At 69.7% G+C, this 13,456-nt stretch carries 10 protein-coding genes; 3 read left to right on the top strand and 7 right to left on the bottom strand.

Features of this window, described 5'->3' with window-relative positions; translation table 11 throughout:
• The first annotated feature begins 62 nt into the window (after positions 1-62).
• Both BMZ38_RS12190 and BMZ38_RS12195 read left to right on the top strand, forming a co-directional pair.
• On the top strand, positions 63-350 hold the full coding sequence (locus BMZ38_RS12190; protein ID WP_091337907.1) for a YcgL domain-containing protein: 288 nt from the start codon (positions 63-65) through the stop codon (positions 348-350).
• Positions 351-415: 65 nt separating this feature from the next.
• Positions 416-3,856 carry an ankyrin repeat domain-containing protein gene (locus BMZ38_RS12195; RefSeq protein ID WP_091337909.1) on the top strand — a complete coding sequence of 1,147 codons (3,441 nt, stop codon included), beginning with the start codon at positions 416-418 and terminating at the stop codon, positions 3,854-3,856.
• Between the two features lie 72 nt (positions 3,857-3,928).
• Here the strand turns inward: BMZ38_RS12195 and BMZ38_RS12200 are convergent, their stop codons facing one another.
• Complete coding sequence (locus BMZ38_RS12200; RefSeq protein WP_091337912.1) at positions 3,929-5,734, bottom strand: monovalent cation:proton antiporter-2 (CPA2) family protein; 1,806 nt, start codon at positions 5,732-5,734, stop codon at positions 3,929-3,931.
• A 97-nt stretch (positions 5,735-5,831) separates the two neighbouring features.
• Between BMZ38_RS12200 and BMZ38_RS12205 the strand changes: the two genes are divergently transcribed.
• Positions 5,832-6,605 carry a glutaminyl-peptide cyclotransferase gene (locus tag BMZ38_RS12205; RefSeq protein WP_091337915.1) on the top strand — a complete coding sequence of 258 codons (774 nt, stop codon included), beginning with the start codon at positions 5,832-5,834 and terminating at the stop codon, positions 6,603-6,605.
• Positions 6,606-6,709: 104 nt separating this feature from the next.
• Here the strand turns inward: BMZ38_RS12205 and BMZ38_RS17880 are convergent, their stop codons facing one another.
• The 6 genes from BMZ38_RS17880 to BMZ38_RS12235 all read right to left on the bottom strand — a co-directional run bounded on the left by BMZ38_RS17880 (position 6,710) and on the right by BMZ38_RS12235 (position 13,409).
• Positions 6,710-6,874: a hypothetical protein gene (locus BMZ38_RS17880; protein ID WP_217638751.1), complete on the bottom strand. Its 165-nt coding sequence runs from the start codon at positions 6,872-6,874 to the stop codon at positions 6,710-6,712.
• Between the two features lie 239 nt (positions 6,875-7,113).
• Entirely contained in the window at positions 7,114-8,106 is a 993-nt protein-coding gene (gene hemB / locus BMZ38_RS12215) for a porphobilinogen synthase (protein WP_091337921.1), read from the bottom strand.
• Positions 8,107-8,421: 315 nt separating this feature from the next.
• On the bottom strand, positions 8,422-9,654 hold the full coding sequence (locus BMZ38_RS12220; RefSeq protein ID WP_091337924.1) for an ABC transporter permease: 1,233 nt from the start codon (positions 9,652-9,654) through the stop codon (positions 8,422-8,424).
• Positions 9,651-10,862, bottom strand: a complete 1,212-nt coding sequence (locus BMZ38_RS12225; RefSeq protein WP_091337927.1) for an efflux RND transporter periplasmic adaptor subunit — start codon at positions 10,860-10,862, stop codon at positions 9,651-9,653. Before BMZ38_RS12225 ends, BMZ38_RS12220 begins: the two co-directional genes overlap by 4 nt.
• On the bottom strand, positions 10,862-12,751 hold the full coding sequence (locus BMZ38_RS12230) for an HlyD family secretion protein (protein WP_091337930.1): 1,890 nt from the start codon (positions 12,749-12,751) through the stop codon (positions 10,862-10,864). The genes BMZ38_RS12225 and BMZ38_RS12230 overlap by 1 nt, the downstream gene beginning before the upstream one ends.
• Positions 12,735-13,409 carry an ABC transporter ATP-binding protein gene (locus BMZ38_RS12235; protein WP_091337933.1) on the bottom strand — a complete coding sequence of 225 codons (675 nt, stop codon included), beginning with the start codon at positions 13,407-13,409 and terminating at the stop codon, positions 12,735-12,737. The genes BMZ38_RS12230 and BMZ38_RS12235 overlap by 17 nt, the downstream gene beginning before the upstream one ends.
• Positions 13,410-13,456 lie beyond the last annotated feature (47 nt).

Raw genomic sequence — 13,456 nt, forward strand, 5'->3', positions numbered from 1 at the left:
CATTTGCCTGCCTTGCTGCTAGGCTTCGCGCCCGCCCCACGTCCCCGCCGTCGGAGTCGTCCATGCACTGCTTTGTCTACGCCAGCCAACGCAAACCCGACACTTACGTGTGGCTTGCCACGCGCGACGAATTCGGCGTCGTTCCGGAGTCGCTGTCGATGCTGCTCGGCGACCTGCGCTTCGTGCTCGAAGTGCAGCTCGATGAGCAACGCCGGCTGCCGCACGAGGACAGCCTCCTCGTGCTCGATCACCTGCGCACGCAGGGCTGGCACCTGCAGCTGCCCCCACAGGAGACGCTGGCAGTGGCCAACCAGCTCCAGCGCAGCATGCCGGACGATCGCGACGAATGAATCCGTGGCGCCGGGGTTAACGCGCCGTTACCGTCTGCGGCGCCCACGCTTCCTATACTCCCGCCATGAACGAACCCCGATCGCGTCGCCGCCCGCCGCCCCTGCTCAAGGGTGCGGCCTGGTTCCTGCCTGGATGGATCGCCGTGGCGATCGCCGCACTGGGGGCCCACCCGCTCGCGTTGATCCCGCTGCTGGCGGCCAATGCGTTGGTCATGGCCGCGGTCTGCCACGCGATCGGCTTCGATCCGGAGCCGCGCTTCGGCCGCACCGTGCTGCGCCGGGGCGCGGCGCACGTGGTGATGTTCACCGGCTACGTGGCGCTGGTGTTCCTGCTGATCGCCTGGCCTATGCTCCAGCTGCATCAGCAGCCGAGCCTGGGCGGCGCATTGCTGCTGGCAGCTGCGCTGGTGGTGGCGCTGGTGGCGCTGTGGCGCGTGTGGCCGGCGTTCGGGCTGGTGTTCCTGTGGGACGATGCCTATCCGTCGCAAAGCGACGGCTCGTGGATCTTTACCGCCACCGCGCGCAGCCTCGCCTTCGGCCGGCACCTGGCGCGCGAGGAGCGTTTCTTCACCCACTTCCTGCCGGCCGCGTTCGCGTTGCTGGTCATGGCCTATGGCGCCATCGCGTTGACCGGCCTGTACGGCGTGCTGCCGATGGAGCTGCGCACCGCGGCGCTGGTCGTCTACGGCCTGGCGGTGTTGCCGCTGGGCTGCCTGGTGATCGCCAACCGCACCTTGCGCGCGCTGCTGTGCGAGCGCACGCGGCCGCGTCGCCGTGCCGAGGACGCGCCGCTCCCGGCAGGCTTCCCCAACGCTGCCCCACGCCCGGTCACGTTGAGCGAGGAAGAGCGTACGGCAGGCACGCCTGCACAGGGCACCGCGCTGCTGGCCGCCGCGCGCGAAGGTGACATTGAACGCGCGCTGGCGCTGCTGGAGGCCGGCGCCGATCCGGACGCCGCTCCCGCACCGGGCGAGCGCGACCAGCGTCCGGTGCTCACCCTCGCCGCGTTGCTGCCAGACACTCGCCTGTTGCGAGCGCTGATCGCCAAAGGTGCGGACGTCAACCGCGCCAGCGGCGGCCTGACCGCACTGCTCGCCGCCACCCGCGACAGCTGGCACGGCCGCGCCGAGGCGGTGATGACGCTGCTTGCCAACGGCGCCAGCCCGCTGGCCACCGATGGCGAAGGCAACACCGCCCTGCATGGGGCGGCGTTGAGCGGCGAGCCGATCGTCGCGGCGATGCTGCTCGATGCCGCCGCACCCGTGAACGCCTTGAACAAGGCCGGCGTCAGCCCGCTCGCCGCTGCCTGTCGCGCCGCCAACTGGCCGCTCGCCAAATTCCTGTTGGAACACGGCGCCAAACCGGCTCCCGCCGAGGGCGAACCGGCGACGGTCGCCGCCGCCGGTATCGCCGACGACGATCCGGCCGGCGTCAAGCTGCTGCTCAAGCATCGCGCACCGGTCAACGCCACCGATGCGCACCAGCGCACCGCGCTGGTGGCTGCCGCCGCCGAGGGCCACCTGCAGATCGCAACTGCCTTGCTCGCCGCCGGTGCCGACCCGAACCTGGCCGACCGCCATGGCGCCACCGCCCTGATGGAAGCGGCGCGCAGTGGCGCCAGCGCCATCGTGCAGGCACTGGCCCACGCCCATGCCGACGCCAACGCTCGCGACAGCCACGATCGCGATGCGCTCACCCTCGCCTGCCAGTCCTCGCGCGCGCAGGCCGAAACCGTACGTGCGTTGCTCGCGCTCGGCGCCGAGCCCAAGCGCCCCTGCAGCGATGGTCGCAGCGCACTGGACCACGCCGCGGCCGCGGGCCGCTGGGACCTGGTCGCCCTGCTCGACCCCGAGTGTCCATTGCCCGCGACCCTGGGCGGTGATGCACAGGACGACACCGACACCCCGACGCGTCTGCTCGACGCCCTTCGCCACGGCCAGTGGGCGGTGGCAGCCGCTTTCGCCGAACGCGCACGGCAGTGGCCGCAGGATCAACTCGCGCAGCTGTACCTGGAGCTCTCCGAACCCGGCCTGGGCGCAGCCCGGCACTGGCTGCTCGAACACGGCCTCGCCGCCGAAGCCCGCCTGCCCGCGCCCGCCGCTGCAACCGAAGGCACGCCGCCCACGCAGGGCCGGCGCCTGTTCGATGCCCTGCTGACCCGGCTGCCCGCCGCTATTGAAGCCGTCGACGACCTGCTCAAGGCTGGCGCCACGCCCGCCGGCACCGGGCTGCTCGCGCAGGCGCTGGATGCACTCGGCGACGGTGCCCAGGGCACAGCCCTGCCGCTGAAGCTGCTCGACGCGGGCGCCGACGCCTTCGGCGCGGATGCGCGCGAGCGCACGCCGCTGCATCTGGCCGCGCTTCACCGAGGGGGCGCATTGCTCGACGCGCTGCTGGCGCGCGGTTGCGATCCCAATGCGCGCGACGGCGCCGGCCGCACGCCGCTGTTCGCCGCGATCGAGCACGGCGAAGCCGGGTTGGCACTGGTTCGTGCGCTCATCGCCCATGGCGCCGACGCCGAGGCCACCGACGTCAACGGCGAGACACCGCTCGGGTTGGCGCTCGACCACGACGCGATCCAGCACTGGCTGGACTGGGGCGACTGGTCGCGCCCGCGCCGCGCGCTGACCGCCGCGGACTTGCCGGCGGCCACCCGCGCCGGCGCGCTGACAGCGGTCGAGCGCCTGCTTGAACTCGGCTTTGACGTGGATACGCGCGATGCCCAGGGCGCCACCGCGCTGCTGCATGCCTGTGGCGCGGGCCACCGCGAAATTGCCGCGCGGCTGCTCGATGCCGGCGCCGATGCCTCGCTCGCCGCCGATACCGGCGTCACCCCGCTTGCCGCTGCGGTGGGCGCGCGCCGTGACGCCCTGGTCGGTGTGCTGCTCGAGCACGGCGTGGCGGTCGACCAGAAGCTGCCTGGCGACACGACCGCGCTGATGGTCGCCGCCGCACTCGGCTATCCGGAAATCGCCGAGCACCTGCTCGCCGGGGGCGCCGACATCCATGCCGCGGACGCCCGCGGTCGCAGCGCTCTGCACGCCGCCGCTCAGTTCGGCTTCGAGCACAACGATAGCCTGCGCGCGCGGCGCCTGTTCGACGTGCTGCTCAAGCACGACGCCGACGTCAACCGTGCCGACCATGAGGGCAAGACCCCGTTGCTATTGTTGCTCGGCGCGCAATTCAAGCCGGGCGCCGGCTGCGATGCGACTCACCTGGCCGCGTTGCTGCCGGTGTTGCTCGATGCCGGCGCGCGGCTGGAACACGCCGATCAGCGCGGCGTTACCGCCCTGCACGCCTGCGCCATGCACGCGCTGCTGCCGGCCGCGCGCGTACTGCTGGCGCGCGGCGCCGACCGCCAGGCCGCCGACGCTTTCGGCCGCACCCCGGCGGACGTCGCCCGCCACCTGGGCCTGGTCGACATCGCCCATGAGCTGGCGGTGCGCAGCAACACCATGCCCAGCGTTCGGCAGATGCTGCGCCAGCCGGCACAACCGGCCGAATAACCCGGCGCTTGCGCGAATCGAACCCTCTCCCCTGCGGGGTGGGGAATGGGCTCGCGAAAAACTATCCGGCACTCAGCTGGAGGACGGCGACCCCGAGCCTTCGCGCTCGGCATCCGCCTCGAACAACTGTTCCAGGTCCGCCAGCGCCTCGCGTGTGGTCTGCACGATGCGCGCATCGTCGTCGTAGACCAGGTATTGCCGCTTCAGCAGCTCGGCGTCCTGCTGGCGGAAACGCTCCACCCGTGCCGCCGCCACGTCGGGCGCCACGCCCAGCGCCTCCAGCGTCATGCGCGTCATCTCCAGGCTGGAGCAGAGGGTCTCGCGCACCGGTGCGTCGATGCCCAGATCCATCAAGCGCCACACATGCTGGCGGTTGCGCGCGCGGGCGATGACCTTCAGGTGCGGGTATTGCCGCCGCACCAGCCGCGCCACGCGCAGGCTCGATTCCGGATCGTCGCTGGCCAGCACGAACACCTTCGCCTTGTCCGCCTGAGCCGCGCGCAGCAGCTCGGGGCGCGCCGGATCGCCGTAGAAGATGTCGTTCCAGCCGCCGAAGCGCTGCACCAGGTCGATCTGTTCCACCGAGTGGTCCAGCGCGACGAAGCGGATACCTTGCGCGCGCAGCACGCGCGCCACGATCTGCCCCATGCGCCCGTAGCCGGCGATGATCACCTGCGGCGACTCGGTCTCGATGGTGTCGTACTCGCGCACCGCCTTTTTCGGCCGCGCGCCGAGCAGGCGCCCGGCAAGCGCCACCAGCAACGGCGTCAGTGCCATCGACAGGGTGATCGCCAGCACCAGCCGGTTGTGCAGGGTGCCGTCGAGCACGTGCTGCCCGTCGGCAAGGTTGAGCACCACGAAGGCGAACTCGCCGCCGCTGGCCAGCAGCACTGCCAGCCGCAGCGCCTCACCGCGATCGAGTCCGCCGACCAGCCGCCCCAGCGGCCACAGCAGCACGCCCTTGACCAACAGCAATCCGGCAACCAGTGCCAGCACGCGCAGCGGCTCGCCGAGCAGCAGCGAGAGGTCCATCGACATGCCCACGCTGATGAAGAACAGACCCAGCAACAGGCCTTTGAACGGCTCCAGGTGCGACTCCAGTTCGTGCCGGTACTCCGAGTCGGCCAGCAGCACGCCGGCCAGGAACGCACCGAGCGTGGAAGACACGCCCACCCGCTCCATCAGCCACGCCGTGCCCATCACCACCAGCAGCGCGGTCGCGGTCGACACCTCCACTGCATCGGCCCTGGCGACGAAGCGGAACACCGGCCGCAACAGGTAGCGTCCGCCCACCACCACCGCCACGATCGCGCCGACCGTGCGCAACACGCTCGCCAGCTCCACGCCGTGTCCGCCGGAGGCCGCCAGCAACGGCACCGCGGCGATCAGCGGGATCGCCGCCAGGTCCTGGAACAGCAGGATCGCGAACGCCTGGCGCCCATAGGCCCAGCCCGCTTCCTTGCGCTCGGCCAGGATCTGCAGACCGAATGCGGTCGAGGACAATGCCAGGCTGCCGCCGACGATCACCGCCGCCCGGCCGCTCAGTCCGAACCAGGCAAAGCCGATCGCGCCGATGGCCACGCCACAGGCCAGCACCTGCAGCAAGCCGGTGCCGAACACTGCACGGCGCATCACCCACAGCCGCTGCGGAGAGAGTTCGAGGCCGATCACGAACAGCATCAGCACCACGCCGAACTCGGAAATGGTCGCCACGCCCGCGGTATCGCTGACCAGCCCCAGCAACTGCGGCCCGATCACTACGCCGGCAAGCAGGTAGCCCAGCACCGAACCCAGCCGGAAGCGCTTGGTCAACGGCACGGCGATCACCGTCGCCAGCAGGAACACCAGCGCGGTTTCGAGGTAGTGATGACTTTCCACGCGCGCGACGCCTTGTTGTCGAGGGTTCGATTATTCCACGCCCGACCCGGCGCCATCGTCCATCCCGATGCGATGGCTGACGTGGGATCATCCGCGCATGAATCGCATCACGTTCGCACTGGCCGGCCTGTTGCTGCCGGGCCTGGCCATGGCCGCATCGATCCCGCTGCAGGGCTACACCATCGTGCGCGCCTTCCCGCACGATCCGCAGGCCTATACCGAAGGCTTGTTCTACCTCGACGGATACCTCTACGAGGCCACCGGCACGGTGGGCGCGTCCTCGGTGCGCAAGGTGGACCTCGCCAGCGGCAAGGTGCTGCAGCAGGCTGCGACGCCTTGGCCGGACTATGGCGAAGGCATCGTCGCGTGGAAGGGCCGGCTGGTGCAGCTGACCTGGCAGGACCATCAAGGCTTCGTCTACGACCTGGCCACGCTCACTCCCCTGGCCAAGTTCACCTATCCCGGCGAAGGCTGGAGCCTCACGACCGACGGCACGCACCTGCTGATGAGCGACGGCACGCCGACGATCCGCATCCTCGATCCGCGCACCCTGCAGCAGGTCGGCCGGATCGACGTCACCGCCGACGGCAAGCCGCTGGCGAACCTCAACGAACTGGAGTGGGTCAAGGGCCAGCTCTATGCCAACGTCTGGCTGACCGACCGCATCGCGCGGATCGACCCGGCCAGCGGCAAGGTGATCGGCTGGATCGATCTGGCCGGGCTCGGACCCAAGCCCGACAGCCTGCCCGATCCGAACAACGACGTGCTCAACGGCATTGCCTACGACGCTGTCGACGACCGCCTGTTCGTCACCGGCAAATGCTGGCCGAAGGTGTACGAGATCCGCCTCCACCCCAGCCGCCCACGCTGATCGGGCGGCATGGCGAGCGGCCGACGTGCCGCCCGGCTTTCGCTAGGCGCCGCGTTGATCGCCGGCCGGCCACGGGGCATGCCGGCGCACGAAGCGGCGCAGCGTCAGCCCCGGCACGGTGCGGAATTCATTCGGCCGCGTGCGCCCTCATCGGCCGCGATGAACACGAAGCGGTCGCCTTCCAGGCGATAGCTGGCCGGCAGCCGCTTGCCTGCGTCGGGCCCGATCGCATCGATCCAGGTGATCGCGCCGGGGCTTGCCCGTGGCATCCAGCTCGGACGCGCCCTCCAGCAGAAGCTCGCCCTGGAGCGTGTACACGGAAAAAGCGGTTGCCGTGGAAGCGGGTGAGCGCACCCGGGGCGCCGGTGCCGTCCGGCGCATCGACGACACCGCTCTCCTCGAACCCGACCTGTTCCCAGATACCCTGCAACGCGGCAAGTTCGCGCTCCGATGCGTCCTGCCCCCCGCACTCATCGCGCGCGATACGCTGCGGCGGCAAAAACTGGCGTCATTCGCCGCGCAACCACCGTGCAGCGTCGATGGCGTAGTAGGTGAGGATGGCATCGGCGCCGGCGCGCTTGAACGCGGTCAGCGACTCGAGCACCACCGCCTTTTCGTCCAGCCAGCCGTTCTGCGCGGCAGCCTTGAGCATCGCGTACTCGCCGGAGACCTGGTAGACGAAAGTCGGCGCACCGAAGGCGTCCTTTACCCGGCGCAGCACATCGAGATACGGCATGCCCGGCTTGACCATCACCGCGTCGGCGCCCTCGGCCAGGTCGAGCTCCACTTCACGCAGGGCCTCGTCCGAGTTGCCCACGTCCATCTGGTAGGTGTGCTTGTTGCCTTTGCCCAGGTTCGCCGCCGAGCCGACCGCGTCGCGGAACGGGCCGTAGAAGCTGGAGGCGTACTTGGCCGAATAGGCGAGGATGCGCGTGTGGATGTGCCCGGCTTCCTCCAGCGCGTCGCGGATGGTGCCGATGCGGCCATCCATCATGTCCGAGGGCGCCACGAAATCCATGCCCGCTTCCGCCTGCGCCAGCGACATCTTCACCAGCGCCTCGACAGTGGGTTCGTTCATCACGTAGCCGTGCGCGTCGATCAGGCCATCCTGGCCGTGCGTGGTGTAGGGGTCCAGCGCCACGTCGCCGATCAGGCCGAGGTCGGGATACTCCTCCTTCAGCGCGCGGGTGGCGCGGTGCATCAGATTGTCCGGGTTCCACGCCTCGGCCGCGTCTTCGCTCTTCACCGACGGATCGGGCGAGGGGAACAGCGCCAGCGCCGGGATGCCCAGGCGAACGCACTCGCCGGCGAGCTTGAGCAGCTCGTCGATCGACAGCCTCGCGACGCCGGGCATCGAAGGGACCGGCTCGCGCTGGCCTTCGCCTTCGATCACGAACGCGACCATGATGAGGTCGCTCGGCACCAACGTGTGTTCGCGCATCAACGCGCGGGAGAAGGCGTCGCGGCGCATGCGGCGCATGCGGATGGCGGGAAAGCTCATGGAGAATCCTGCGGTGGTGCGAAAGGCGCCATTCTACGCCTGGGCTCCGCGCGCCCTCCGGCCTGCGGCGATCCATCATCCCGCCGGGGGAGACCTACTCTCGGGAAAGGGGTGGGAGAAGGATTCGGTATCGCCGGGACGCCACGCTGCGCCCCAACCCTTCACCCGGCCTGTCGGGCACCCTCCCCTGGAGGGAAACGGATTTGGGCGGAGGTCGAGGCAAGGTCTTCGACTTCGGCGCTGCGCGGGCGCCTACGCGCGAATTCTTTAACCGTTCACCCTGATCGCGGCGCAGCGGAGTCGAAGGGTTACCGCCTAAGCGTCCCGTATCGCGGCGATCGGGTCCAGCGCCGCCGCCTGCCGCGCCGGATAAAAGCTGAAGACCAGGCCGATGGCCAGGCACGCGACCACCGAGGCAAGGATGCCAATGGGCTCCCACGCCACCTGCCAGCCGGCGAACAGCGCGATCGCATACGCCAGCGCGGCGCCGAACAGCAGCCCGATCAGCGCCCCAGCCGTGCAGATCACCACCGCCTCGCGCAGGAAACGCACCACGATGTCCTGCCGGCGCGCACCGATCGCGCGCAGCAGGCCGATCTCGCGGCGCCGCTCGAGCACGTTGGCGAGCATGATGTTCATGATGCCGATGCCGCCGACCAGCAGGCTGACGCCGGCGATCGAGCCCATCACGATGGAGAAGATGCGCTGGGTCTGCTGGTTCTGCCGGTACAGCTGCTGCGGCACGACCAGCTGGTAATCGTCCACACCGGCATGGCGCTGGTCCAGCACCTGGCCGAGCACCTGCGCACCGTCGCCGAGGCGATCAGGATCGGCCACGCGCAGCAGGAAGCGATCGATCTCATCTTCCATCGGCTGGAACCGGAAGCGCGCGCGGGCGCTGGCCAGCGGCACGAAGATGCGGTCGCTGTCGGCGCCTAGTGCCACACCTTCGAAGCGGTCCTTGTCCAGGTCGCGATCGGCCAGCACGCCGACTACGCGCAGCCAGACCTGGTTGACCTTGAGCAACCGGCCCAGCGGCTTGCCGCCAGGGAACAGGTCATGCGCGACCTGCGCGCCGAGCACCGCCACGGCGGCCAGCCGTGCGTCGTCCCCGGCACTCAGCGCACGGCCCTGGGCCACGTGCAGGGATGCCAGTTCGAAGTAGTCCGGGCTGATGCCGCTGACCTGCGCCTGGCTGGTGCCCTGGTCACTGAAGACACCCCAGGCCTTGATGCGCTTCTCCGCCGCAAAGCGTTCGGCAGTGGGCACGACGGAGAGTGCCGCGCGGGCATCGGCTTCGGTCAGGCCCAGGCTGCGGGCGCGTGCCTCCTTGAGCGCATCGCCGTCGGCGCTGTGCGCCTCGACGATCAGGTTGTGCAGGCCCAGGCTCTCGACCAGCCGGAGCGCTTCGCGCCGGCTGCCCGCACCCACGCCCTGCATCGCCACGATCGCGCCCACGCCGAAGATCATGCCGAGCAAGGTGAGCAGGGTACGCAGCTTGCGCCGCGAGAGTTCCTCGATCGCCTCGCGCCACGGACCGGCCTTCATGCGCCCGCTCCCGTGCCGCCGGTGGCGAGCAGGATGCGGTCGCCTTCGTGCAGGCCATCGAGTACCTGCGTGCGAGTGGCGCCGCGGGCACCGAGCTTGAGCTTGCGCACGACTTCATCGCCTCCGCTGAGCACGCGCACGGTCGCCGCATCACCGTCGCCGCCCAGCGCCAAGTTGGGCACGCTCATGCCATGCGGCGTCTTAAGCAGCAGGATGTTGCCGACGAAGCGCTGCCCGGGCGCCCAGCCGTAGCGACGCACCGCCTCGGCGGGCACGCGCGCCTTCATCAGCAGGTACTTCACCGGACTCTCGCGGTCGCGCGGCTGGGCCGCTGCAGCCAGCCAGTGGAGCTTGGCCGAGACCTGTTGGTCCGGCCGGCCCCAGGGATGCAGTTCCACCGCATCGCCCACGGCAATGCCCTGCGCCTCGATCTGCGGCACGGCCAGTTGCACTTCCAGCGCATCGAGATCGGGCAGGCTGGCGAAGCTGTTGCCTGCCCACAGGCTGCTGCCGACGTGCGGCAGCTGTTCCGACCAGTCGCGTTCCAGCACCAGTACGCCGTCGTGCGGCGCACGCAGCTCCAGCGCGTCGAGGTCGGCCTGCTTCTGTTTGGCGACCATGTCGTAGGTGTTGTGCTGGGCATCGAGCACGGCCAACTCGGCCTCGCCGCGGGCGCTGGATTGCTGCTCGCGCCATTCCAGGATCTGTCGGCGCACGCCGAGGTAAGCGGCATCCTGCACGGCATCGAGAATATCGTTGCGCGCGATCGCAGCCAGCGTGGCGTGCGCGTAGCGGTGGGCGATCGCCAGCTGGCCATCGACCTGGATCATGTCCACATCCAGCTGCCCGCGCTTGTCCGCCAGCTCGCCCTGCTTGCCGGCGCGAGCGATCAGGTTGCGCTCCAGGTCGATGCGCGCCTGCGCCAGGTCCTGCTTGCTCTGCGTGGCGGAGAAGCGCGCGACCAGCTCGCCCTTGGTCACGTGGCTGCCGTCGGGCAGCATCCAGCTCAGCTGGCGCGGCGTCCATTGCTGGCCGGGCACCAGCAGCGGCGTGGCGGTGACCGCGCGCAACTCGCCATCGGCCTGCACGCTGAATTCGAGCGGGCCGGCGTGCGCCTGTTCGAGCACGGTGTAGTCCACTTTCTGCGCGCTGCCGCAGGCGGCGAGCGACAGCAACAACGGCAACAACCCGCCTATCCGACGCCGCATCAGACACCCTCCCTGGCCGGCGGGATCGCCACCTGCACCGACTGGCCCGGCTTGAGCCCCGCCTGCTGGCCATCCTTCAGTTGGATCAGCAAGTCGATCACCGGAATCGCCTCCACCCGCGACTTGCTGTGCACGTTGTTGCCGATCTGGGCCACGGTGCCTTCCAGTCGGCGCCGGCCGCCCCCGGCGACCTGCACCTGCACGGCCTGGCCTACGCGGACCTGCGACAGGTCGCGCTCGGGCAGGACCGCGCGCACGGCGAGGGTGGACAGGTCCGGCATCTGCGCCACCGACTGCCCTCGCCAGATCTGCGAGCCGGTGTCGATCTTGCTGCCGTCCCAGGCGGACTGGTGCAACACGATGCCGTCGCGCGGGGCGGTGATGGTGAGCGCGCCGAGCGACTGCTGGAGTTCGGCCACCTCGCTTGCCAGCTGCGCCACTTCGGCATCGGCCAAGCGCTTCTCGGCCGTCCGCGCGGACGCGGCGATGCGCTCACGCTCGACGGTCAGACGCAATTTCTGTTCCGCCTTGGTGCGCGCCACGACCAGCTTGCGATACTCGACGCCAGCTACGTAGTCCTTGGGAACGGTCGCCTTGCGTCGCGCCTTCTCCGCTTCCGCGCGCGCCTGCGCGGTGGCGAGCTGCGCTTCCCGCGCGCGATCGGCGAGGTCGAGCTTGAGTTGTTCCTGCTTGCGCTGCTTCTCGGCCAGCTCGCTGCGCTTGGCGGTGAGGTTCTTCACCACCTCGCTGCTGTCGAAGACCACCAGCATGTCGCCCTTCTTCACCTGTGCGCCATCGCCGGCCATCTGCGTGACGGTGAGCTGCCACAGGCCATCGACCGCCGGCGGCGAGATCGCCAGGCTGCGCTGGGCGAACAGTTCGCCTTCGATGCGCAGGGGTGCGGTCGAAACGCTGGCTGCCGCCACCGGGGCCGGCTCCTGCGCGGTATCGACGCGCACGCTCATGCCCGGGCGCAATGCGAACGAGGTGCCCTTGTCGAACGCGATGTCCAGTTCGAAATAGCGGCCGTCGCCCCACTGCGTGCGGGCGATGGGTGCACCCGCGATGGCTTGGATGCGGCCGCGTGCCCTGCTGCCAGGCAAGGCGTCGATGCTGAGGTAAACCGTCTGCCCAACCTTCAGGCCCGCACGGTCGGGTTCGAGCACCCAGGCATTCACCGAGTAATCGTCGCCCTGGCCGACGACCTCGCCGACCTCGTTGCCCGGGTAGGCTGACGAGCCCTCCTCGTAGCGGCCGCCCCGGCCGAAGAAATTATCGAAGCCGTGGATGACCGTGCCCGCGCGCGTGGCGCGAACTTCGGCCTGGGTCACCTGGTCCTGGTTGAACGCCAGCGACAGACGCTGCTTTTCGAGCTCGAGATCGCTGTCTTGGCGCCGCCGCGCCACCGCCTCGGCCGCCTGCTGCGCCGCTTCGCGCTTGACAGCCAGTGCGCGCTCGGTGCGTTGCATCTCGCTCTGGTAGCGATCGTAGTTGAGCGCGGAGATCAGGTTTTTCGGAATCGCCGCATCCACCGCCGCGGTATCGCGCTCGGCCTGCGCGTCGGCCAGCGCGAGGTCGGCATCGGACTGCTTGAGCTCCAGCTCGGCGATCTCTTTGGCGTTCTTGGCCGCGGTCTGCTCCAGTTGCGCCTTGAGCTTGCGCAGTTCGGCCTCGGCCGGGCCGGCGTCGATGCGCAGCAGCACGTCGCCCTTGCCCACATGCGCGGCGTCGGGCACGTAGTAGCGCAGCACCACTGGCGAGCTCATCGAGGGCGGCGTGTAGATGCCCTGCGCATCGGCCATCCGTATCTCGCCGCTGAACACGGTAGCGCGTGCACCGCTGCAGGCCAGCAATGCGAACAGTGCCACCCAGTCACGCCGCCGAATCAAACTCGATCCTCCCGTCGCGGATGCCGACCTGGCGCTGCGCGTGCGCTGCGATGTCGGCGTCGTGGGTCACCAACACCACGGTCTGGCCTTGCGCATGCACCTCGTCGAGCAGCCCTAGCACGTCGGCTGCGCTCTTCGAATCGAGGTTGCCGGTGGGTTCGTCGGCCAGCAGCAGGGCGGGCTTCATCAGCAGCGCGCGGGCGATCGCCACGCGCTGCATCTGGCCGCCGGAGAGCTGGCCGGGGCGGTGTGTCAGGTGCCGATCCAGGCCCATGCGCCCGAGCAACCCTCGGGCGCGCTCCTCCAGGCCTTCGCCCGGTCCGCGCAGGAAGCGCGCCGGCAACAGCGCGTTCTCCAGCACCGACAGCCGCGGCAACAGGTGGAAGGACTGGAACACGAAGCCGATGCGCCGGTTGCGGAACTCGCTGGCGCGCTCGTCGTCGAAGGCGGATACGTCCATGTCCTCGAGTAGGTAGCGGCCGCTGTCGGGCCGGTCCAGGCAGCCGAGCATGTTGAGCAGGGTCGACTTGCCCGACCCGGACGGCCCGACGATGGCCATGAACTGGCCGCGCGGCACCGTGAAGCTGACTCCATCCAGCGCGGCGATGGTTTGCCCGCCGACCCGATAGTGCCGGGTCACTGCCTCCATGCAGACCATGCATGATTCCCCTTCAGGTCACACTTCCGGAGTGTCGCAACGGCGGT

This window comes from Frateuria terrea, from assembly GCF_900115705.1.
Taxonomy (GTDB): domain Bacteria; phylum Pseudomonadota; class Gammaproteobacteria; order Xanthomonadales; family Rhodanobacteraceae; genus Frateuria_A; species Frateuria_A terrea.